General features: G+C 71.0%; 12 protein-coding genes. 8 read left to right on the forward strand and 4 right to left on the reverse strand.

The window, feature by feature from the left end; all coding sequences use genetic code 11:
* Window positions 1-101: 101 nt before the first annotated feature.
* The 6 genes from AB0B98_RS11365 to AB0B98_RS11390 are packed head-to-tail and all read left to right on the forward strand — an operon-like array spanning window position 102 to window position 14099.
* Window positions 102-3329, forward strand: coding sequence for an amino acid adenylation domain-containing protein (locus AB0B98_RS11365; RefSeq protein ID WP_357362208.1), 3228 nt, complete (start codon window positions 102-104; stop codon window positions 3327-3329).
* Complete coding sequence (locus AB0B98_RS11370) at window positions 3322-5577, forward strand: beta-ketoacyl synthase N-terminal-like domain-containing protein (protein WP_357362210.1); 2256 nt, start codon at window positions 3322-3324, stop codon at window positions 5575-5577. The genes AB0B98_RS11365 and AB0B98_RS11370 overlap by 8 nt, the downstream gene beginning before the upstream one ends.
* Window positions 5577-5843, forward strand: a complete 267-nt coding sequence (locus AB0B98_RS11375; protein WP_238668638.1) for a phosphopantetheine-binding protein — start codon at window positions 5577-5579, stop codon at window positions 5841-5843. The genes AB0B98_RS11370 and AB0B98_RS11375 overlap by 1 nt, the downstream gene beginning before the upstream one ends.
* Window positions 5843-9235, forward strand: a complete 3393-nt coding sequence (locus AB0B98_RS11380) for an amino acid adenylation domain-containing protein (protein WP_357362212.1) — start codon at window positions 5843-5845, stop codon at window positions 9233-9235. The genes AB0B98_RS11375 and AB0B98_RS11380 overlap by 1 nt, the downstream gene beginning before the upstream one ends.
* Window positions 9232-12114, forward strand: a complete 2883-nt coding sequence (locus AB0B98_RS11385; RefSeq protein WP_357362214.1) for a type I polyketide synthase — start codon at window positions 9232-9234, stop codon at window positions 12112-12114. The genes AB0B98_RS11380 and AB0B98_RS11385 overlap by 4 nt, the downstream gene beginning before the upstream one ends.
* Window positions 12111-14099, forward strand: a complete 1989-nt coding sequence (locus tag AB0B98_RS11390) for an amino acid adenylation domain-containing protein (RefSeq protein WP_357362216.1) — start codon at window positions 12111-12113, stop codon at window positions 14097-14099. The genes AB0B98_RS11385 and AB0B98_RS11390 overlap by 4 nt, the downstream gene beginning before the upstream one ends.
* Window positions 14100-14358: 259 nt before the next feature.
* On the opposite strand, the gene AB0B98_RS11395 is transcribed toward AB0B98_RS11390, so the two are convergent.
* The 3 genes from AB0B98_RS11395 to AB0B98_RS11405 all read right to left on the reverse strand — a co-directional run bounded on the left by AB0B98_RS11395 (window position 14359) and on the right by AB0B98_RS11405 (window position 19417).
* The gene (locus AB0B98_RS11395) at window positions 14359-16047 is read right to left on the reverse strand and encodes a hypothetical protein (RefSeq protein WP_357362218.1); all 1689 of its coding nucleotides are present in this window, start codon (window positions 16045-16047) and stop codon (window positions 14359-14361) included.
* Window positions 16048-16749: 702 nt separating this feature from the next.
* Window positions 16750-18279: a PIN-like domain-containing protein gene (locus tag AB0B98_RS11400; protein ID WP_357362220.1), complete on the reverse strand. Its 1530-nt coding sequence runs from the start codon at window positions 18277-18279 to the stop codon at window positions 16750-16752.
* Window positions 18280-18655: 376 nt separating this feature from the next.
* Window positions 18656-19417: a hypothetical protein gene (locus AB0B98_RS11405; protein WP_357362223.1), complete on the reverse strand. Its 762-nt coding sequence runs from the start codon at window positions 19415-19417 to the stop codon at window positions 18656-18658.
* Window positions 19418-19969: 552 nt separating this feature from the next.
* Here AB0B98_RS11405 and AB0B98_RS11410 point away from each other — a divergent pair.
* Window positions 19970-20278 carry a hypothetical protein gene (locus AB0B98_RS11410; protein WP_357274925.1) on the forward strand — a complete coding sequence of 103 codons (309 nt, stop codon included), beginning with the start codon at window positions 19970-19972 and terminating at the stop codon, window positions 20276-20278.
* Window positions 20279-20563: 285 nt separating this feature from the next.
* Here the strand turns inward: AB0B98_RS11410 and zwf are convergent, their stop codons facing one another.
* Window positions 20564-22057: a glucose-6-phosphate dehydrogenase gene (zwf, locus tag AB0B98_RS11415; RefSeq protein ID WP_238668620.1), complete on the reverse strand. Its 1494-nt coding sequence runs from the start codon at window positions 22055-22057 to the stop codon at window positions 20564-20566.
* A gap of 334 nt (window positions 22058-22391) precedes the next feature.
* Between zwf and AB0B98_RS11420 the strand changes: the two genes are divergently transcribed.
* Window positions 22392-22925: an SUKH-4 family immunity protein gene (locus AB0B98_RS11420; RefSeq protein ID WP_357362225.1), complete on the forward strand. Its 534-nt coding sequence runs from the start codon at window positions 22392-22394 to the stop codon at window positions 22923-22925.
* The last annotated feature ends 384 nt before the right edge of the window (window positions 22926-23309 follow it).

Consider the following 23309-nt stretch of genomic DNA (forward strand, 5'->3'; position numbering starts at 1 on the left):
GACCCGCGTCGACGTGTCGCCGACGCGACCGGGAGCTTTTCCTGGTGGGGCAGGAGAACGTGCTCTGCCGCGCGGGACGTGCCGGGGCGCACGATCGGTGCATGGTTCGTACCGGTCGTGCTTCGTTCGCCCAGGAACGCCTCTATTTCCTCGATCAGCTCCAGCCCGGAAACCCGGCGTACGTGGTGGCCTTCGCGGTGCACCTGCGCGGTGCGCTGCGACCCGAGGCCCTTCGCACGGCCCTGACCCGGGTGGTCGCCCGGCACGACGCGCTGCGCACCACGTTCGCGGTGGTCGACGGTGTCCTCACCCAGCGGGTGTCGTCGACGTCCGCTGTGGACGTCGACATCACCGCTGACGGGTGGGTCGATCGCGCCACCCAGGAGGCCCACCTGCGGACGCTCGTCGCCGAGCAGGCCCGGCAGCCCTTCGACCTCGCCGACGGCCCGGTGGTACGAGCCTTCCTGCGCTCCTGGGGCCCGGACGAGCACGGCCTCGCGGTGCTCGTGCACCACATCGCCTGCGACGGGTGGTCGGTGGGTCTGCTCCTGCGCGACCTGGCCGCCGAGTACGACGCCACTGTCGACGGGTCGGTGGCCGCCTACGACGAGCCGGCCGAGTCCTACCTGGCGTACGCCGAGCGGCAGCACGAGACGTGGCGGCGGGACAGTTCGGGCCTCGACTTCTGGCGTGCGGCGCTGGTCGACGTGCCACAACTGGCGCTGCCCACCGACTTCCCCCGCCCGAGCGTGCTCGGCACCACCGGCGCGGTGCTGCGCCGCCCGGTCGAGCCGGAACTGGTGCGGCGGCTGGGGGAGTGGGGGCGGGCGCGGGGCGTGACGCTGTTCGCGGTGACGCTCGCCGCGTACGCCTCGGTGCTGTCCCGGTACGCGCGCCAGGACGAGGTGGTCGTCGGCGTTCCGGTGGCGAACCGGATGGACGACGCCGAGGAGCGCCTGGTCGGCTGTCTGGTCAACACGCTGCCGATCCGGCTCGACGTGTCCGGCCGGCCGAGCTTCACCGAGCTGGTGGACCGGGCACGACGGACCAGCATGGCGGCCTTCGCCAACCAGGACGTGCCGTTCGAGCAGATCGTGCGGGCCACCGTGGGGGAGCGGCAGCTCAGCCACGCGCCACTGTTCCAGACCTCGCTGACGGTGCAGAACTTCCCGTTCGCGTTCCCCGAGTTCGCCGGGGTACGGCTGACCGAGGTCGACGTCGAGATCGACGTCACCAAGTTCGACCTGGGCCTGACCCTCGACGTCTCCACCGACGTGCCGTTCCTGCGCGCCGAGTACAGCACCGAGCTGTTCATGGCGGAGACCGTCGGCACGCTGCTCACGCACTACCTGATGTTCCTGCGGTCGATCGTCGACAAGGAGCAGCGGGAGCCGTCCATGGTGGACGAGGCCGAGCGGGCGCAGCTCACCGAGGGGGTGAACCCGCCGCTCGCGTCGGCGCCGGTCACGCACCCGTCGGTGCTGCGTCGCTTCGCCGACCACGCGGCGGCGACCCCGGACGCGGTGGCCGTACGCCACCGGGACGTCGAGATCACCTACGCCGAGCTGGACCGGTGGGCCAGGCGGATCGCGGCGGGCCTAGCCGACCGTGGTGTCCGCCCCGGTGTGCGCGTGGGGCTGCTGCTCGGCCGTTCACCGGCGGTCGTCGCGGCGATCCTGGGCGTGTGGAAGCTCGGCGGCGTCTACGTGCCGCTGGACCCGGACTACCCGCGCCAGCGCCTCGAACTGATCGCCGCGAACGCCGGGATGGCGGTGCTCGTGGTGGACCCGGAGACCGCAGAGGCGGCCGCGGCGCTCACCCGCGACAGCGGGACCCCCCTGGCCGACGCGCACACCCTCGACGGAATCTCCGTGCTCGAGGAGACCTTCCCCGGGCCGGACGACCCGGCGTACGTCATCTACACCTCCGGCTCGACCGGCGTACCCAAGGGGGTCCTGGTCGGGCACGGCGGCCTGGACGCGCTGAACAGCCCGACCCCGGCGGGCCTGGACGTCACGGCCGCCGACGTGTGGCTGGCGGCCAGCTCGTTCTCGTTCGACGCGTCGGTGTGGGAGATGTGGGGCGCGCTGACCACCGGCGCCCGGCTGGTCATCGCCGACCGGGTCGACCTGGTGGACCGGGAACGGCTGGCCCGGCTGGTGCGTCGCGAGGCCGTCACCGTCCTGTTCCAGACCCCGGGCGCGCTCTACCGGTTGCTGCCGCCGTACCTGCGGGCGCTCGAGGAGGACGAGACCTCCCGCATCCGCTACGTCGTCCTCGGCGGTGAGGCGCTGAGCTGGTCGCGGCTGGCGTCGCTGATCGCGGACGCGCCGGGTCTGCAAACGGTGTTCGTCAACATGTACGGCATCACCGAGGGCACCATCCACGTCACGATCTTCCAGGCGTCGGCCGCCGACGTGCCCCGGGTCCCCGAGGGTGCCATCGGCGTGCCGTTGCCGTCGGCGCGCTGCTACGTCCTCGACGAGGACCTGCGGCCGACCGGCCTCAACGTGCCCGGCGAGCTGTACTGCGGCGGCGCGCTCGTTGCGCACGGCTACCTGGACAACCCGGAGCTGACCGAGGCGCGGTTCCCGCCCGACCCGTACGGCGGCGGGGTCATGTACCGCACCGGCGACGTGGTGAAGTGGGGTCTCGACGGGAGCATGGTGTACCTCGGCCGCAACGACACGCAGGTGCAGTTGCGCGGCTACCGCGTCGAGCTGGCCGAGGTGGAGGGCGCCCTGCTCACCCACCCCGCGGTGCGGTCGTGCGCCGTGGCCGCCGAGGACGACGAACTCGTCGCGTTCGTGGTCCATGGGATCGGCCCGGACGCCGAGCACGAGCTGCGGGCGCACCTGCGCGAGACACTCCCGGCGTACATGGTGCCGTCGCGGATCCTGGCCGTGGCGACCATCCCGCTCACCGCGCACGGCAAGGTGGACCTTCTCCGCCTGCTGGCCGACAGCCGCGCGGCACGGACGGCCACCGCGCCGTCGCGGCCACCGGCCGCAGTGGTCGGCACCGGGTTGGAGGAACGGATCCGGGCCTGCTGGGTCGAGGTGCTGCGGCGGCCCGACGTCGGGCTGCACGACAACTTCTTCGACCTGGGCGGCCACAGTTTCGCGCTGATCGCGTTGCAGCAGCGGATGTCCGAGGAGGGTCTGGACGTCTCGGTGACCGACCTCTTCCGCTGCGGCACGATCGCCGGCTGCGCGGCGGCGCTCCAGCACACCGCGCCCGTCGTCGCGGACCCCAACGCGGCCCAGCGCCGCCAGGGCCGCGCGCTGCTGGCCGACCGGCGGCGCAGCGTGGGAGCCGGCCGTGACTGAGCTGGACGACAACGCCGCGGTGGCGGTGGTCGGCATGGCCATCCGGGTCCCCGGCGCCGAACGCGACCTGGACCGGTTCTGGCGACACGTCCACGACGGCGTCGACGCCGTCAGCGTCTTCACGCCCGAGCAGCTCGTCGGTTGGGGCGTACCCAAGGATCTGGTGGAACGGTCGGGCTTCGTGCCGGCCCGCGCGGTGCTCACCGACGCGGACCGCTTCGACCACCGGCTGTTCAGCTACTCACCGTCGGACAGCGCCCTGATGGACCCCCAGCAGCGGATTCTGCTGGAGTGCGCCTGGGCGGCCCTGGAGCACGCCGGCCACCCGCCGGTCGCCGCCGACGGCAACCGGGTCGGGGTGTACGTCGGCACCGGACTCAACGTCTACCTGCTGGACAACGTGTGGCCCAACGAGCGCGCGGTCGAGGCGGCCGGTGGCCTGGGCGTGATCATCGGCAGCGACAAGGACTTCGCCGCCACCCGGATCGCCTACAAGCTGAACCTTCAGGGGCCGGCGCTGACAGTGCAGACCGCCTGCTCGACGTCGCTCGTCGCGGTGCACCAGGCGACGCAGGCGCTGCTCACCTACGACGCCGACGTGGCACTGGCCGGCGCGGCCACCGTCGCCCCGCCGACCCGGCGCGGACACCTGCACGAGCCCGGCGGCATCTTCTCCGCCGACGGTCGCTGCCGCGCCTTCGACGCCGCCGCCGACGGGACGGTGCCGGGCGACGGAGCGGGCGTGGTGGTGCTCAAGCGCCTCACCGACGCGCTGCGCGACGGCGACACGGTGCACGCGGTGATCCGTGGCTCCGCGGTCAACAACGACGGCGCCCGCAAGGCCGGCTTCACCGCGCCCGGTCCGACCGGTCAAGCCGCCGTCATCGCGGCGGCGTTGGAGGTGGCCGACGTCGACCCGGACACCGTGGGCCTGGTCGAGACGCACGGCACCGGCACCGCGCTCGGCGATCCGATCGAGGTGGCGGCGCTGCGGCAGGTGTTCGACTCCGCCCGGCCCGACCGGGCGCCCTGCGCGCTGGGCGCCGTCAAGTCGGTCGTCGGACACCTGGACACCGCCGCCGGGGTGGTCGGCCTGATCAAGACGGTCCTGGCCCTGACGCACCGGACGATTCCTCCGATCGCCCACCTCCGTACGCCCAACCCGGCGATCCGACTGGACGGCTCGGTGTTCGAGCTGCCGACGACCGCCCGACCCTGGGCGCCTGTCGACGGCGTACGCCGCGCCGGGGTGAGCGCCTTCGGCATCGGCGGCACCAACGCCCACGTGGTGCTGGAGGAGGCCCCGCCAATCGCGGCCCGACCGCGCCGACACGTCCCGCAGCTCGTCCTGGTCTCCGCGAAGACCGCCGCGGTGGCGCAGGAGAGCCTGGACCGGGTGACCGCGTTCGCGGCGAAAACCGCCCCCGGGGACCTGGCCGACCTCGCGTACACACTGCGGACCGGCCGCGCCGAGCTGCCCTGGCGGGCCGCCGTCCTGACCGGCGTGACCGACGGGGTCGCCCGGCTACGAAAGGTCGACGCGACGGCTCGGGCGCGCGGGGTGGCGCTGCACCTCACCGGGGCCGGTGCGGTGACCGGCAACCGACCCAACTACGACGCCGACCCGGTGTACCGGCGGACCGTCGACGAGGGCGTCGCGCTGCTGCGTGGCCACGACCTGGACGATTCGGCCCGGGAACGCGGCGACCGGCTGCTGGCCTGCGTCGGCCTGACCCGGTCGCTGCGCAGCCGGGGCGTCACCCCGCGCGCCCTGGCCGGCGACGGCGTCGGCGCGCTGGCCGCCGCCGTCGTGGCCGGGGTGATGTCGCTCGCGGACGCGCTGGCGCTGCTGCGCCACACCGACGACCCCGGGGTACGCCTGCACCCCGCCGCTGTGCCCCTGCTCATCGACGGGCGGCCCGACGACAGCGCCTTCTGGCGGGCCGCCGCCCTTCGTCCCCCGACGTCGACGCCGCCCCCCGACGCGCCCGACCAGGTGCTCTGGATCGAGGTCGGCACCAGCGTCACCCCGCACCTGGACGCCGACCAGCCGGCACTTCCCGCCAACCGGCACGCCCGCCTGCTGGCGACCGTCGGCGCGCTGTGGCAGCTGGGTCTCACCGACGCCTGGGATCCCGTGCACGACACGGGCCGCCGCCGGCTGCCCGCCCCCACCTACCCCTTCGCGGCCACCCGGCACTACCTGGACGCACCCGGAGTCGACCCGACCACAGAGAGGCGACACTGATGCGCGACGTACACGACCGGACCTGGGTGGCCGAGTTCGAAGAGCTGTGGATGGAGGTGCTCGGCGTCGACACCGTCGACGACGACGACGACTTCTTCGACCTCGGCGGCCATTCGCTCAGCGCGCTGCGGCTGAGCACCCTGATCCGCCAGGAACTCAACCTCGCGGTGATGTTCGGCCACGTGCTGGAGAACCCCCGCTTCGCCGACCTGCGCAAGGTCGCGAGCGAGGTGCCGCTGGAGCGGACCCCGGCGGAGACCGCCTGATGGTCGCCCCCGACCTCGCCGCCTGGGCGCCGCTCGCCGCGCGGGTGCTCGGCGGCACCCCCGAACAGGTGAGCGCGGTGGCCGCCACCGAGTCGTTCGTCGCCCTGGGCGGCACCTCGCTCCAGGCCATCGCCCTCGTCGCGCTGGGCCAACGCGAGCTGCGGGCGGACGTGGACAGCGCCCGCCTGCTGTCGGCGCTGCCGCTGGCCCAGGCCCTCGCCGGCGCCGTGGACTTCGTCGACACCGCGCCACCCGTCGTCGCGCGGCGGCCGGCAGAGCGGGAGCTGCTGCCGGGTCAGCGGTCCATGCTGGCCGCGCACCTGCTGGACCAGGACGCGCCGTACCACCTGATGTTCACGGTGGAGGCGGACGGGCCCCTCGACCCGGCCCGGGTCCGGTGGGCGCTGCGCGAGCTGGCCACCCGACACGAGGCGCTGCGGACACGCTTCGTGCGCGACCCCCGCCAGGCCCGGATCGTGCTGCCCGCGCCCTACGAGCCGCGCCTGCTGCACCAGACGCTGCCCGACGACGACGCGGTACGCGCCGTGCACGACCTGTACGGCCCGGCCGCCGCCCGTCTGCTGCGCCCCTTCGCGCAGCCACCCGTGGTGTTCGTCCTGACCCGAACCGGCCGGCGCGACCTGCTCACCATGCTGGTGCACCACACGGTCAGCGACGGCTGGAGCGTCGGACTGTTCGCACGGGAGTTCGCCGAGTTCTACGCCGGGGACGGCCCGGCCGAGGCGGCCCCGTCGCCGGACTGGGTCGGCACCCGGCTCGCCGCGCAGGAGTCGTCCGGCGCGCTGGAATCCGCCCTGACCCGGGTCACCGCGCGGCTGGACGGGGCACCGTGGACGGTGACGCTCCCCACCGACCTGCCGCCGGTCGCCGAGGCCGACGGGCGGGGCGCCCGACTGCGCTTCCACCTGGACGAGACGGCGGCCGAGGCGACGACCGGGTTGGCCCGGGAGTGCGGGGTGACCGTCACGTCGGTGGCCCTGGCAGCCTGGGCGTTGACAGTGTCCCGCCGCGCCGGTCTGGACGACCTGTTGCTCGGGGTGCCGGCGGCGGGCCGGTTCGAGGCGGGCATGGACCGCCTGGTGGGCCTCTGCACCCGGGTCGTCCCGGTCCGCTGCACGGCGACTGACGACAGCACCGTCCGGGAGTTCGTCCGCGGGATCGCCGACGCCCTGGCCGCAGCGGTCGCCGACGCCGACGTGCCGTTCGAGACTGTCGTCTCCGCGCTGGGCGCCGGCACCGACCCGGGACGGAACCCCCTGGCCCAGCTCGGCTTCGCCGCCCACCACGAGCTGGTGCCCGACGAGCTGGTGGTGGGCGACCGTACCTGGCGGGTGCACGAGAGCCACTGCGGCGGCGCGGTGTTCGACGCCCTGCTCTACCTCCAGTCGTGGTCGGATCGTCCCCGGTTCGCGCTGGAATACGCGACAGCCCTGCTGACCGCCGCCGACGCCGGGGAACTGGTCGAGTCGTTCCAGGCGGCGGTGCGGGAGTTGACCGCCGACCCGGACGCGACGGTGCGGGACGTCACCACCCTCTCGGCGGGTCAGCGCGCCCGGTTGCGCGAGCTGGGCTCGGGCGGGACGTACGACACCGCCGACGACGTGTGGCACCGGTTCGCGGCGTACGCGGAGTCGGCGGGCGAGCGGTCCGCGCTCGTCGACGCGCACACCGGGCTGACGCTCACCTACCGGGACCTGCACGACGCCGCGGTCGAGCAGTCCCGTCTCCTGCACGGCCACGGGGTGCGTGCCGGCGACGCGGTTCTCCTGGAGGTGCCCCGCTCGGCCGCCGAGGCGGTAGCGGTGCTGGGCGTGCTGCGACTCGGCGCGCACTACGTGGCCGTGGACCAGCACGCAACCGCCGAGTGGCGTACCCATCTGGCGGCGACCGTCGCGGCGCGGGCCCGCCTCGGTGTGGGCGAGCCCTGGCCGGGAGTCGTCGACTGCCCGCTCGTCGGTCCGCGGACGCCCGTCGGGGCAGACCCGGTCGAGGCGGCGCCGACCGACCCGGCGCGCACCGCGTACGTCTCCTTCACATCCGGTTCGACGGGCGTGCCCAAGGGCGTCGTCGTGCCGCACCGGGCGGTGCTGCGACTGGCCGACGACCCGGGGATGTTCGCCGAGCGGCCGGGTATGCGGATGTTGCGGCTGTCCCCGCTGGCGTTCGACGCGTCCACCCTGGAGCTGCTGGTGCCCCTGGCCACCGGCGACACGGTGGTGGTCTTCCCGCCGGAGGACCCGACGCCACGCGGGCTGGCCGACGTCCTGAGCACCGCCGGGGTCACCCACGCCTGGCTCACCTCGGGCGTGTTCCACCTGGTCGCCGACCACCGTCCGGACGCGTTCGCCGGGTTGCGGCAGCTGTTCACCGGCGGGGGAGTGGTGTCACCGCCGCACGTGCGCCAGGTGTTGCGGGCCTGCCGGGGCCTGCGCCTGAGCAACGGGTACGGCCCCACCGAGAACACCACCTTCACCACCACGTACTCCGTCGAGCACGCCGACGCGACCCCGGACCCGCTGCCGATCGGCGGCCCGGTGCACGGCACCGACCTGTCCGTCGTCGACGCGTCGGGTCGTCTCGTCCCACCGGGCGCTGTCGGCGAACTGCTGGCCGGCGGCACCGGTCTGGCCGACGGGTACCTGGGCGACCCGACGAGGACGGACGCCTCCTTCGTGCGCCACGACGGGGAACGCCGTTACCGCACCGGGGACCTGGTGCGCTGGGGCACCGACGGGCAGCTGCGCTTCCTGGGCCGCAACGACCGTCAGGTGAAGATCGCCGGACACCGGGTGGAGCCGGTCGACGTCGAGCGCCGGTTGCGGGCGCAGCCGGGCGTCCGCGACGCCGTGGTCTTCCCCACCGGTGACCCGGCGAGCGGGGTACGCCTCTGCGCGGCGCTCAAACCCGACCCGGACGGCGTCGACGTGGCCGCCGTGCGCCGCGCGGTGGAGCCCGACCTGGCCCCGTACGCCCGGCCGCAGCAGTGGGTGACGGTGGCGGAGTTCCCGCTGGACCGCAACGGCAAGGTCGACCTACGGGCGTTGGGAGCGCTGGCCCAACCGGCCGCGCCGCCGGAGACCTCGGCCGCGCCGGCCCGGGTTCCCGCCGAGCGCTCGGCGTCGCTGGCCGAGTTCGAGGAGCTGGTGACGGGCGCCTGGGTGGAGGCGCTGGGCACCGACGACTTCGACGTCGACGAGGCGTTCTTCGACGTCGGCGGTGAGTCGCTGCGCCTGGCGATCGTGCGCCGGCTGCTCCAGGAGCGGCTGGCAGGCCGGACCATCCCGCTCACCGACCTCTACCGCTTCCCGACCGTCCAGACCCTGGCCCGGCATCTGCACGCACAGACCGAGAGAGCAGGCGCACCCTCATGAACGACGACATCGCGATCGTCGGCCTGGCCGGTCGGTTCCCCGGCGCTGCCGACGTCTGGGAGTACTGGTCGAACCTGGTCGCCGGAAAGACCACTGTCAGTGCGCTGACCCGGGGCGAGCTGCTGGCCGCCGGGGTGCCCGCCGACCGGCTCGACGACCCGGCGTACGTGCCGGCGCGCGGCGTCCTGGCCGACCCGGACCTGTTCGACGCGGCCTTCTTCGGCATCACTCCGAGGGAGGCGCAGACGATGGACCCGCAGCACCGGCTGCTGATGCAGACGGCATGGGCCGCGCTGGAGTCGGCGGGGCTCGCCACCGAGCGGCCGTTCGGTCGGGTCGGCGTCTTCGCCGGGGCCGGGTTCAACTACTACGCGCTGCACCACGTGTTCGCCCAGCCCGACGTCGTCGAGTCGCAGGGGCTGCTGTCGGTCGTGCTGGGCAACGAGAAGGACCACCTGGCCGCGAAGATCGCGTACCGGCTGGACCTGGGCGGACCCGCCATCACCGTGCAGACCGCCTGCTCGACGTCGCTGGTGGCGGTGCACCTGGCCTGCCAGAGCCTGCGTGGCGGCGACTCGGACGTGGCGCTCGCCGGTGGCGCCTGCGTGGCAGTGCCGCAGCAGGCCGGGTACCTCTACGAGACGAAGGGCATCATGTCGCCGGACGGCACGTGCCGGCCCTTCGACGCCGCGGCCGACGGCACCGTGCCCGGCAACGGGGTCGCCCTGGTGGTGCTCAAACGTGTCGCGGACGCCCGCCGGGACGGGGACACCGTGTACGCGGTGATCAAGGGGTCGGCGGTGAACAACGACGGTGGGATGAAGGTCGGCTACACCGCGCCGGGCATCGCCGGGCAGGTCGACGTGCTGACCCGCGCGTACGCCTCCGCCGCCGTCGACCCGGCGACAGTGGGCTACCTCGAGGCGCACGGCACCGCGACCGAGGTCGGCGACGCCATCGAGCTGGCCGCGCTGACCGAGGTGTTCCGTCGCGGCGAGCGACAATGCTCGATCGGCTCGGTCAAGGCCAACGTCGGGCACCTCGACGCCGCCGCCGGTGTCGCCGGTCTCATCAAGGCAGCGCTGGCCCTGCACTTCCGGCAGATCCCGCCGCTCGCCGGCCTGAAGCAGGCCCGGCCCGAGCTGCTGGACGGGTCCACACCGTTCACTGTGGACACCGTCGCCCGTCGGTGGGAGGCCGCCGACGGTCCGCGCCGCGCGGCGGTCAGCGCCTTCGGTCTGGGTGGCACCAACGCGCACGTGGTGCTGGAGGAGGCCGACGGCCCGATCCCGCCGGAGCCATCGGCCGCCGACGGCCCCGCCGAGCTGATCGTGCTGTCCGCGCGGACCCCGGAGGCGGTCCGCGAGGCCGCCGATCAGGTGCACGAGTACGTCCGGCAGCGCCCCGACCTGTCCCTGCGGGACGTCGCGGTGACGGCGCAGACGTACCGCCGGCACTTCCCGCACCGGTTGGCGGTGGCCGCGCGGGAGGTCCCGGCGGCGCTCGCCGGGCTGCGCCGGGCGCGGGTGCGCGCGGCGGCCCGCCGACCCCGGGTGGTCTTCCTGTTCCCCGGGCAGGGCGCCGAGTTTCCCGCCATGGCGCGGGGCCTCTACGACCACTACCCGTCGGTGCGGGCCGACCTCGACCACGGGGCGGAGCTGCTGGCCTCGGTCCTCGGGCTGGACCTGCGGGACGTTCTCGTCGACGACGACCCGCACGGTGTCGTGCACCGTACGGACGTCACCCAGCCGGCCCTGGCCCTGTACGAGGTGGCGCTCGGCCGGCTGCTGCTGTCGTGGGGCGTCCGTCCGGCGGCGATGATCGGCCACTCGGTTGGTGAGTTCCCGGCCGCCGCGCTCGCCGGTGAGCTGGCCGACGACGACATGCTGCGCCTGGTCGCCACCCGGGGCCGGCTCATGCAGGACGCCCCGAAGGGTCACCTGCTGGTCGTGCTGGCCGGGCCGCGCACCGTGGAGGAACACCTCGCGGGCCTGGACGACCTCGACATCGCCGCCCGCAACGCGCCGGAGGTGACCGTCGTGGCCGGACCGCCGGCCCCGCTCGCGGCGTTCCGCGAACGCCTGGACGCGGCCGGGGTGCCCTGTCGGGAGCTGCCCGCGCAGCGCGCCTTCCACACCCGGATGATGACCGACGCGGCCCGGCTGCTCGGCGTCGACGCCGACCGGGTGCCCCACCGGCCCCGGACCATCCCGGTGGTCAGCAGCGTCGACGGCGCGCTGCTCGACACCGGCCGGGAGCGTGCCGAGGGCTACTGGGCGGCACAGTTGCGCAGCCCGGTGCGCTACCACGACGCCCTGCTGACCGCGCTGGAGCTACCCGACCCCGTGCTCGTCGAGGTCGGTCCCGGCAGCGCGCTGACCAGCATGGCCCGGCAGACACCGCAGGGACGGGGGGTGCCCGGGTTCGCCATACAGCCGCGACCGACGACGCGGGCCGACGCCGCCGACGTCCTCGCCGGGCTCGGTGGACTGTGGACGGCCGGGGTGACGGTGGACTGGCCGGCGGTGCGCGGCGACACCCCGGCGCGACGGGTGGCGCTGCCCACGTACCCGTTCGCCCGTACCCGCCACTGGCTGGAGGCGACACCGCCACCGGCCCCGGACACCGCCGAACCGTCGCCGCCTCCCGCGGCTACCGGGGAGAGCACGGTGGTGGGCGAGATCGTGGAGCTGTGGGGCCGGTTGCTCGGCTCGCCCGACATCGGGCCGGACACCGACTTCTTCACCGTCGGCGGTGAGTCCCTGCTGTTCATCCGCATGGTCAACCAGGTGCAGCGCCACTTCGCCGTCCGCATCCCGATGGAGAAACTGTCCGCGCGACCCACGCCGCGCATCCTGGCCGAGCTGGTGACCGCATGACCGACCCCACCGACCTGGCACACGCGGCAGCGGTGACGGCCGTGCTCGCCCACCGCCTCTCCGGCGCGACGTCGGTAACGGTGCGCGGCCCGCACGGCGACCACACGCTGCGCGTGCACCCGGACACCACACCGACAGAGGTACGCGCGCAGACGCGGACACCGTCACCCGAGCTGTCCCCGGTGGACGTGGTGCTGGTGACACCCGGCCCACCGGGCAGGGCGGCGGGAACGGTGGGCCCGGTGCCGGTCTGGCTCGCCGGCGACCACTGTCATCCCACCCACCTCCAGGAACGACTGGACACCCTGAGCGGATGGCTCACCGCCCATCCCGACCGTCCGGTGCGCGAGGCGGTGCTCGTCGGTCCCCGGGAGCGGGCCACCCTGCTCGGCTTCAACCCCGCGCCGACCCCGGCCCCCCGGACACCCGTGCACGAGGCGATCTGCCGGCAGGCGGAGCGCACCCCGGACGCCGTCGCGCTGCGCGGCGGGGGACGCGACCGCAGCTACCGGGACCTGCTCGACGAGGCAGCGGCGCTGGCCGGGCGACTGCGCGCTGAGGGCGTGGGCCCCGGCTCGGTCGTCGCCCTGTGCACCGAGCGGAGCCCGGAGATGGTCGTCGCGGTGCTCGGTGTCCTGCTGGCCGGAGCGGCGTACCTGCCACTGGACCCGTCCCACCCGAGGGCCCGGCTGGACCTGATGCTCACCACCGCCGACGCCGCGCTGGCGCTCGCCGACGACGAGGGACGGGCAGCGCTCGGCACCGGCGGAGCCCCGGCCGTTCCGGTGCGACCACTGGCCGGCGCCGACCTGCCCGCCCTGCCCGTCGACTGGCGTGGCTACCGCGCGCCGCAGGAGGTGGTGGACGGCCTGTCGTACGTCATCTTCACCTCCGGGTCGACCGGGGCGCCGAAGGGTGTGCAGATGACCCATCTGTCGCTGGCCAACCGGCTGGCGTGGATGCAGGAGGAGTACCGCATCGGGCCCGATGACGTGGTGCTGCAGAAGACGCCGTACACCTTCGACGTGTCGGTGTGGGAACTGCTCTGGGCCTTCCTGGCCGGCGCGACACTGGTCACGGCCGAAGCCCAGGCGCACCGCGACCCGCAGGAGATGGCCGCCGTCATCGCGCGCGAGGCGGTGACCACAGTGCACTTCGTACCGTCGATGCTCGCCCTGTTCGTCGAGGAGCCCGGGGTCGCCGCGTGCGCAGCCCTGCGCCGGGTGATCTGTAGCGGGGAGGCCCTGCCGCCGAAGCTCGTCAACAAGCTCACCGCCACCCTGCCGACGGCGCGGGTGGACAACCTGTACGGCCCCACCGAAGCCGCCATCGACGTCACCGCCTGGCCGTGTCGCCGACCCGAACCGGACCCCACCGTCCCGATCGGCAGGCCGATCACCAACGTCACGGCATACGTGCTGGACGACGACGGTGCGCTGGCCCCGCTGGGCGTACCCGGGGAACTGGTGGTCGGCGGCGACTGCCTGGCCCGGGGGTACGCCGGACGGCCCGACCTGACCGCCGAGCGGTTCGGCACCGTGCACGTCGCCGGGCGTCCCCAGCGGGTGTACCGCACCGGCGACCTGGCCTGGTGGTCACCACAGGGGTACCTGAACTACGGCGGGCGCATCGACACGCAGGTGAAGATCCGTGGGCAGCGGGTGGAACTCGGCGAGATCGAGTCGGTGCTGAACAGTCACCCGCTCGTCGCGAACAGCGTGGTGCTGCTCCGCGACGACCTGGGTGCGGCCCCGACCCTGGTAGCGTACGTGGTGACCGAGCGGCACGCCGACGCGGGCGACGTGAGCGAGGCGGCGCTGCGGGCGTTCATGGCCGAGCAGCTTCCCGACCACATGGTGCCACTGCGCCACGTGGTGCTGCCCGAGTTGCCCGCCACCGCCAACGGCAAGGTCGACCGCAGGGCTCTGCCCGCCCCGCCGGCCCGGATCCGCCGGCCGGTACGGGTCGAGTCACCCTCGGCGTAGGGACGTCGGGAGCGGAGGAGTCCGCAACGGGTTCAAGGGATTTGGCGACGCGCTGCTCCACGGCCTGTGCGACCTGGACCGCGAGGAAGGCGTGTCCGCCCAGGTCCAGGACGTTGTCGGTGTTGCGCACCTGCTGCTGGAGCACCTCACCCACCACCGCCCAGATTTCGTCCGAGATGATCCACGGCGGCTACTCACCCCTCCTCACGTTCAGACAGAACGATCCTCGTGTCTCAAGGGCACGCCCAACATTGTTTCGTTAGGGGTTCTTGGTGTTGGCGTCGATGGTGTAAACCACGTCCGGCCCGACGTCATGGCGGGTGATGCCGGGTACGTCCGGGGCGTAGAGCAGTGGTTCGTACGGGGTGCCTTGGACCCGGTCGCGCAGCAGGACGACGCTGCGGATGCCAAGCTCGTGCAACCGATCCAAGGCCGGCTGGCTGGGGAAGGTCGCCATAACGTCGCGGATCGCCTGACGGTTGGGTGTGGTGTAGCTGGCCGCACCGTTGACCATGGTGGGAAAGCCGTCGGTCGACCACAGTAGAACGTGGAGGTCGATGCCGTCGTTGGACGGCAATACCATGATCGGAGCGTGCGCGGAGGCTAGCGCCATCGCGGCCGGTGCGGTTGGGGTTCGGGGGTGGCCCAGGTCAGGCAGGCCCTCAACTAGCACGAGAACCAGCAACGGAACGGTCAGCAGCCGCGCCGCGCTCACCGACCATTTCGGCTTGGCGTCCCTGCGAGCCACCTCGGCCAGGTGCGTAACCAGGCCGGCCGCGAGAATGGCCAGGCAGAGAGTGGGCCACAAGATCAACCGGCCTGGTGTACGGGATCCATCGAACCCGGGCACGTAGAGATAGAGCAGGCGGTAGGTCGGCCCGTTCGTGCCCAGCGCGAACAGCACTCCGACGACAGTCCCCAACAGCAGCAGAAGCCGTTGCACCGGTGACCAGCGGGATAGGAACAGGCCGACGAAGGCCAGTAGATACAGTGCATACCCGCATAGCAGCACCTTCTCAGTCGGTACGTCACCAAGAGCGGTGCGGGCGTTGTTGTGCAGGGTGCCCCAGGGCAGCGAGGACTGCGGCGCCACGAGAAGCCCGCGCATTGTTGGGGAGAAGAACGCGACGTAGTCCCAGTCCCGAGTGACATTTGGGTTGAGCTCGCGCACGTGTTGGTACGCGTACGCGAAGTATCCGGTCACCGCGGTGAAGACCAACCCGCCGATCAGATCACTGACGATCAGCCGGCGGCTGAGGCGTGGGCGGTGGATCAGCCAAGCTATCAGTGTGATCAGGCAGAGGGCGGCGAGGACGTATACGAATCCCAGCCCCACGCCGAAGCCTAGGCTGACCTGCCAGGCCGCGACCAGCCAGCCAGCGAACGCCCAACCCGGCCGGACTCGTTCGGCAAGGTAGCCGCGGGTGAACGAGAGTCCGTGGCCGCGCGCCAGCATCGCCAGGGCCAGAGTGATTCCGCCAGTGGAGAGAATATTCAAATGGCCGTCGTGGCCGTAGCGCCAGGGCGCGTAGGCGAGAGCGGCCCCGGCTACCGCGGCGGCGACCTTGTTCGCGCCGAGCTGGCGCAGGAGCGCGTAGCCGCCGAGGAAGGCGAGCGCGAAAGCCAGCACGAACAGGATGTTGTAGCGCAGCACGGCACCGACTACACCGCTGCCTATCAGCCCTGCCGGGGCATAGCCGAGCAGGCTGTCGTTCAGGGCCAGGCCGTACGTGTCGGGATAGAAAGCGTTGGTATCCCACAGGCCACGCAGGCCGTGGGTGAGAGCGTGGCCACCCCATCCCACCAGCCATGCTTGGGCCGTCGGGTCACCCACGTCACCGACGATGGTGTGGGCCGGGTCGGCGATCGGCACAGTCTTGGCGCCGGCAGTGACGATGCGAATCGCGTACGGCGGAATCAGCCAGATCATCGCGACAGCGAGGAGCACCGAACCGAGGCTCGCGTTACTCAGTTCCCGCCGATGGTCCCCACGTGTCAGCCAGTCCCTCGTGCCTCGGCCGGCGCGCGCGAGCCGGCCAGGTTGTCCAAGCTCGCTGAGGGTGACGGCTGATGTGGGGCCTCCTGCCGGTGGCTCTACCTGCGTCATCGCATCTACCCCCACTTTTGAGCCGCCGAAGTAAATCATGAGCAGGGCGGCGCATAGAGTCAAGGCATTGATCGATGTCGTTCAGGTGGCCGGGCCTTACGCTGTTTGTCAACGGCGTCTTGTCAGGCGGGAGTCGCGATCGGTGCGGCGGCGAATCGTGCCGCTGTCGGAACAGGACGCGCCACGTTGGTGCGGGCCCTCGCCCGGGTTCCGGACCCACGGGCGCCGGCGGCCGGATCCATCCGCTGCCGGGACTGCTCGCGATCGCGGCGGTGGTTTCGGGATCGAGCCGCGTCGTGGAGATCGTCGAATGGGCCTCCGACCTGCCGGAGCGGTGTGGACCGTCTCGGTGCAACCCGCGACGCGTTCACCGGTGCCCGGCGGGTGCCTGACGACAGCACCCTGTCCCGGGCACTGACCGGTATCGACGCTGACGCCCTCGATGCTGCGGTGTGCCGCTGGCTGCTCAGCCGGGTGGATGCCGTTCAGAGCGGTGCCGCTATGTCCGCGCGGTTGCGCTCCACCCGACGTGAGGGCATTGTCTCAGCCCCGTCGGTGAAAATCGACCGTCTCAGCATCGATGCGTACACCGCGCGGCCTGAAGCCGGCCGCAGCGATCGCCTTGCCGAGAGAGTTCTGCGATGAGTACCAGTAGGGGAGGTGCTTTCTGGCGGAGGGCGCCAAGGTGTCTCCGAGGATGTCTTCGATTTCAGCGAAGGTCATCGAGGTCGAGTCGGCCCTGATCGCGCTGAGGTAGTCGGCGAGCGGCCTGTACTTACCGGCTGGCTCGAACTCCACTTCCGTGTCTGATCGCGGCAATCTCGGGCCAAGGATCTCCGTGACCTCTGGGGGAATCCGTGCCGCGTAAAGCCGTCCGGGACCGCGGTACAGCGCCGTCAGCATGGGAGTTACCGCTTCAGGCAGACGCTGTTCGGCTTGCAGGCTGGCGGTGATGCGGGCGGTTGGGCGGGTGAAGCCAACCAACAGTCGGTCGTTGCTGTAGCCGCATATCGCGTAGACGGCATCGCGGCTGATGGTGCCACCCTGGCGAGCGGCCTCAAGGATAACCTCGACCAGATCTCGTCGGCTCTCAATGCGAAGCCGATCCAGCAGGTCGTCCACGGTCTCGGCGGTCCACTCTCCGACGCCCACGTCGTCCGCACCCGCATCTGTGACGTCATCGATGTCAGAGCGGCTGGTGCCGGCGTCCTTCGCGGAGTTCGGGTTCACCTGCACGTTGAGGGCGTCCGAGTGGTCGAGTAAGTCACTGGGACGCATCAGAAACAGCCTGTGTCCCGTGAGGTCGAAGAACTCTCTCGTCATCTCCTGGCGCGGTCCGATCAAGTCTCCGCCCCGTCGCCACCACCAGTCTTCCTTCTCGTCGTTGGTGACGATAACCAGGTCTAGCTGACGGGTCTTGGCCTCTTCGCATGCCTGGATGTATACGAGGAAGTCGCCTGCGGCTCCCTCCGGATTCTGATCGCTTTTCTCCGCATCCAGGTAACCGGGCGGCACCATGTCGGCTACCCGCTGCTTCCCCTCGTCGATGAGGGCAGACCAGCGGCCGTCGTCGGGGCGCGGAAGCACCTTGCCGTCGAGAAGGTCTGTCAGCCTGTGCAGGACAGGGTCCTCGTCGGTCGGTGTGGATGGGTGAACGCGATCTGGCGCGGCGCCGTCGACGGCGGTCCGCAGCTTGTCGAAGATTTGTCCCACGTCGGCGTGTAGGTGCTGCAACTGGGATTCATCCAGTGCGACCTGTTTGGACCAGCTGTCGAGGGCGCGCAGGGCTGCCTGCTGGCTCTTGTCGAGCGCGGTACGTGCATCGTTGTTTGCTTGTTCCGGGTTGCCGATCGCTTTGAGACGGTTGCGGTGAAACTCTAGAATTGCCTGATGGGGTACGACGAGTCGATCGCCGAGCTTGTCGAGAACCGCCAGTAGATCGTTCGTTGTCCGCGGGTTGTAGCGGTACAGGTTGAGAAGCACGTTGGCGTCGACTGCAACCAGCGCTGCGGTGAGCGCCTGGCGCTTCTCCGCAGTGGTCACTACCCGGTAGCCCTCGAATCCGTCGAACAAGCCGGCCATCATTGCCTTCCGCCAGGGTCCTCCGGGGCTGACCAATCTCGCAGCGTGCCGAGGTCATTGAGATTAGCGAATCGCCACGGGTCCTGGGAACTATGGAAATCCGGCGAAAGGTGGGCGGGGCCGGGGCCTCGACCACCCCCAACCCTGGCCTGCCGCTGACGAGCTGACTTGTACTTCGATCATGATTGTTTCCACCAGCCCTGGGAGGAGGAGCTGTCGTGCCGGAGTGACTACGCGACGGGCCCCGCGGGCCGCCCTTGACCCCGGAGCCTCTGCGACCCTCGGGCCGGCTATTGCCGGCAGGCCAGGAGTCTGCCGGTGGTGCACGCGCCACATCCTCACCACGGCCTCGTCGGGGCGTGCGTCGTCAATCCCCGCTTGACGTTGGGAGGGTCTTCACGATCGTCCCTGCCAAGGTCGTCGCCTTCTCTTGAGCCATGGCGGTGATTTCGGAGGCAGAGTTCTGCTTGCGAGGCCAGAGCGTGAGCGCTTCGATGCTGATCAGCATTGATCCATGTGCGAAGACCAGCCGGGCGTCGCCAGGCAGATAGTCCACACCTGCATCGATTTCCGGGTTCACTCGTTTCACCGTCGCCGTGGTTAGCCGCGCGCTCGTCGACTCGATGGTCAGCGCGCGTGACCCCCACCGGGCAGTCGCTTGGCCGATGTTGAGGCGGAACTCGTCGCTCGGGCAGCGTGCAGTTCGCGCCCTGGTCGCGGCGGCGACGGCCGCAGACGCGTCGGGCAGATGGACCACCCTGACGTCCAAGAGAGTCGTCGGGGCCTGGATGTTCTGGAAAGACGCGACGGGGTTGACCTCAAGGCCAGCGGCCCAAACTGCATCAAGCTGCAACCCGGCCCCCTTTGCCCGGTGCGGATCGGCGATCAGCAAGTCGCAGGGTTCGTACTGCGCCTCGCCGGTCTCGATCTCTCCCTGCCGGATGTTGTTGCCTACACCGGCCTGCTGGACCAGCCCGCCGATGGTCGCCATCAGCGCCTGCGGCTCGTCGGGTAGAGCCGAGCGCGTGGGGGTCACTGACGGCGGCGGTGCCGACGGGACTGGCTGTTCCACGCAGCCGGCAAGTCCCGCCAATACCAGCACGCTCGCGATGAGCGGTTTTCCGCGCATTCGATCACCCACACTCATGGATCACCCGATTCCATTCGGGCCGCAGCATACTGTTCTCCGCCTTCGGCGGCTGCCCGTGCCGTTTGGCGACGACGTGAGGGCGAAGTCGGTGCCCACACCTGTGACGGCGAGACAAAGATGTAGGCCACAGTGGTGCCGGCGAGCGATGGCGCTGGCGGCTGGTTACCACCTCGGTGACGATCGACACGGGCAAAGGCGGACGCCGGTGAACGCTGGCGGATCGTTCGGCAGCTCAGTCAGTCCGCTTCCGCAGCTAATCGACTGGTGATCGTTCCTCCACACCGAAGGCGTGTGCTCGGTACAGCGGACCCGACGGGCACCGCTCTCAGCCGGTGGTGTCGCAAGCTTGAACATTGGCCGCCGCGTGGATCGAACCCGTACCGGGAGCAGGTCTGTTCCACGATGTGCGGACTCACGGCGGAGATGGGCTTGAAGCGCGGGTGTAGCCACTTGCCCCACACCAGCCGCCAGCAGTCATGATCTCTTCACGACGAGGGCAATATGATCGGTGGCCCACGTCAAGGAGGTCAGATGGAGACATGGCGCTTCGTGGCCGCTGTCGCGATGATTTTGACCATGGGCCTCATCGGTGTCGCCCTGGCGACCAACTTTCGAGGCGTGACTGAGTGGCACATGCGCCGGTCGATGGCGACCGCGAGTGTGTTACGGCGAGTTCCGCCGTGGCGCTGGCGTCAGAATGACCAGTACGACGAGCGTCTGGCGCGTTTCGTTCTGCTGGAGCGGGCAATTGGCGTGATCTTCGCTGCGGCCAGCGTCATGTTCTTGATCGTTCTCGTTCACGGGGTCCTGTCCGGCGAGCCGATGCCGTCGAGCAAATGAGGAAGGCGACGGTCAACAGCGGTCACCTCCTGGACGTGCCGGACAGTAGGGCGACGCACCTGAGGTGGTGTGCCGGCTCAGCGCTTTGGCGGCTCCAGCGCCGGCCTCGCCGCGGAGCGCACAGACGTCGACAGGTGCCCGGCTCGGGCTCCTGAGTCGCTGCCCCGCGCAGGAGAGCCGGTCATCGACTTCGATGACCGGCCCATTGAGAGGACCGCGCTGCGCGTCAAAGGTGAGACCAAGCGATCGGGCTCAGCAGCGCGGTCCACACTCGTTCCGGCAGGGTCACGCGGAGTTGCGCCACTTGCGGCCGTTCCGGCCGATGAGCCGGTCGGCGTCGGTCGGGCCCCAGGAGGCGGCCTCGTAGGTGGGGATCGGAGAGTTGTCCTTCTTCCAGTTGTCGATGATCGGGTCGACGATGCGCCAGCACTGCTGCACCTCGTCGCTGCGGATGAACAGCGACGCGTCACCGATCAGCGCGTCCAGGAGCAGACGCTCGTACGCCTCCGGGGACTCCTCGACGAACGTCTGGTCGTAGGAGAACTCCATCGTGGCGGTGCGGACCCGGAAGGAGTGGCCCGGCACTTTGGCACCGAACCGCAGCGAGATGCCCTCGTTCGGCTGGATCCGCAGGATCAGCGCGTCAGCATCGAGGCCGGTGAGCTGGTCGGTCGGGATCGGCAGGTGCGGCGGCCGCTGGAACTGCAGTGCCACCTCGGTGAGCCGGGCCGGCAGGCGCTTGCCGGTGCGTACGTAGAAAGGCACCCCGGCCCAGCGCCAGTTGTCCACGTTGAGCCGCATCGCGGCGTAGGTCTCGGTCCGCGACAGGGGGTCGACGCCGGCCTCCTCGCGGTAGCCGGCCATCAGCTCCTCGCGGGTGCCGCCCCGGGTGTACTGTCCCCGGACCGCGGCCTCGGCGATGTCCCGGTCGGTGGGGAGCCGGATCGCCTGCAGCAGCTTGACCTTCTCGTTGCGGAGGCCCTCAGCCTCGAATGAGGCCGGTGGCTCCATCAGTGCCAGCGCGAGAACCTGAAGCACGTGGTTCTGCACGATATCCCGCATCGCGCCGGCGTCCTCGTAGAAGCCGCCGCGGCTGCCGACGCCGAGCGTCTCGGCGACGGTGATCTGCACGTGGTCGACCCAGGAGCGATCCCAGATGGGCTGGAAGATCGAGTTCGCGAAGCGCAGCGCCAGCACGTTCTGGACGGTGTCCTTGCCCAGGTAGTGATCGATACGGAAGACCTGGTGCTCGTCGAACGCGTTGTGCACCACGCCGTCGAGTTCGCGGGCCGTGACCAGGTCGCGCCCGTATGGCTTCTCGATGACCAGGCGGGAGAAGGAGCCTTCGCGTGCCTGGTTGAGCCCGACACCGGCCAGTCCGTTGATCACCGGCTCGAAGGCCCCGGCCGGGGTGGACAGATAGAAGAGCCGGTTGCCGGACGTGCCCCGCTGTGCGTCCAACTCGTCGAGGGTCTCCACGAGCCGCTTGTAGGTCTCCGGGTCGTCGTAGCCGCCGGCCACGTACCGTACGCCCCCCTGGAGCTGGCGCTTGCTGGCGAGGGTGCGTTCGCCGAGGGCGCTCTCGGCGAACTGCTCGTCGGTCATCGACGTACGGGCGACACCGACCAGCGCGAACTGGTCCGGGAGCCGCTCGTGCCGAGCCAGGCTCTCGATTGCGGGCAGCAGCTTACGCCGGGTCAGGTCACCGGAGGCACCGAAGATCACCAGTGTGGCCGGCGGGGCACTCCGCTCCTGGATGAGCTGAGATGCGTGGTCCATGGTCTGCGTTCCTCCGGGCACAAGGGGTGTGGGTTGGGGCTGTGCTGTCGTGCAGGGATTGTGCGGGCTGTGGCGGTGTTGTCCGGGGGCCACACGGCGTGGCCCGTTGGTCACGGAGCTTGAGCGTCGCATGCCGGGCTGACGGGTAGGCGATTCGGTGTGGACTGTCGGCGCACGCGGTGGTGGTACGAATGATCGTGGCCGGGCGGCCCGCGGAGGTCAACGGGCTCGCGACGGCGGCGCCGGGGACCGCCAGGGTGTCGGCCGCGGGAGCGGCCCATCGACGAGCAGGGCCGCCGGGGCGCTCGAGCTTGCCCGGACTACCCTCATCGGCGTGCCTGTCGATGATCTTCCGTTGCCTCCTGCGTTCGAAGCGGTCACGGCCTGGGCTGGTACCGGGCGGGTGGTGCGTGCTACCGAGCTGGATGTTGCGACGTGGCGGCTTCCCGAGCCGCAGAAGACCGCGCTGGTCTCCTGTGGCGTGCCGCTGATCGATGACCTCGTCAGTGCGGTGTCATTCGACGCAGAGCCAACGATGTACCGGTTGGCGAACTCCGACGATGCGCGCTGGGTGTACGGTGCCGCGCCGGGGACAGGTGAGGTGCGGATATGGTCGCCGGACGGCAGCGCCGCGTTCGTCAACTCGACGATCATCCAGTGGCTGTGTTCGCTGCACATGGTTGGTAGCTGGCTGACCAGCTCAACCGTCATCGACCGCTGGGACGAGGACGGACAGGCCGAGGAGCAAGCGCTCGCGGAGCTCGCCGACCTGTTGGGACGCATCAGGGACCTTGACCCGCCCGCGTTTGGGGACGGCGACCATACAACTCACTTCTGGCCCGGGGTGCTCGACCGGTGGCTCTACTGATTGTCAAGGCTGTGCGTCACATCCTGGACGACCCTTCGGGCTTGTCGCCGAGAGCTGCCCACTTCGTCCGCCAAGCCGCGGAGCGAACGTCGTTCGAGCTTTCGGACGGGCCCACGACGGACGAGCTCCGTACCGGTCCCGTGGGCAGCGGGCGACTACAGCCCCGGAGACCAGGACGCGATGGCCGACCTCATCGAGCACGACGTCGCGCACCCGTACGCGGTTTGGCTAGCCGGCGACGGCGCCGTGGTCTACTGCGCGGTGGGCAGTGTGGGCCCGTGACCATACCGGCGAGCTGGCCGCCCGATCCTTCCTGACTCAGGCGAGGACGTAGCTGCTCTTCTGGTGAAGCCAAGGCGTGCCGCATCATGCGGAGTACGACAC

It is taken from the genome of Micromonospora sp. NPDC048947 (genome assembly GCF_040649495.1).
GTDB classification, from domain to species: domain Bacteria; phylum Actinomycetota; class Actinomycetes; order Mycobacteriales; family Micromonosporaceae; genus Micromonospora; species Micromonospora alfalfae.

Excerpts from the sequence above, each read along its gene's own strand:
- AB0B98_RS11365 (WP_357362208.1), top strand. The coding sequence starts at position 102 with ATGGTTCGTACCGGTCGTGCTTCGTTCGCCCAGGAACGCCTCTATTTC.
- AB0B98_RS11410 (WP_357274925.1), top strand. The coding sequence starts at position 19,970 with ATGGAGACATGGCGCTTCGTGGCCGCTGTCGCGATGATTTTGACCATG.
- AB0B98_RS11380 (WP_357362212.1), top strand. The coding sequence starts at position 5,843 with ATGGTCGCCCCCGACCTCGCCGCCTGGGCGCCGCTCGCCGCGCGGGTG.
- AB0B98_RS11385 (WP_357362214.1), top strand. The coding sequence starts at position 9,232 with ATGAACGACGACATCGCGATCGTCGGCCTGGCCGGTCGGTTCCCCGGC.
- AB0B98_RS11375 (WP_238668638.1), top strand. The coding sequence starts at position 5,577 with ATGCGCGACGTACACGACCGGACCTGGGTGGCCGAGTTCGAAGAGCTG.
- zwf (WP_238668620.1), bottom strand. The coding sequence starts at position 22,057 with ATGGACCACGCATCTCAGCTCATCCAGGAGCGGAGTGCCCCGCCGGCC.
- AB0B98_RS11390 (WP_357362216.1), top strand. The coding sequence starts at position 12,111 with ATGACCGACCCCACCGACCTGGCACACGCGGCAGCGGTGACGGCCGTG.
- AB0B98_RS11405 (WP_357362223.1), bottom strand. The coding sequence starts at position 19,417 with ATGCGCGGAAAACCGCTCATCGCGAGCGTGCTGGTATTGGCGGGACTT.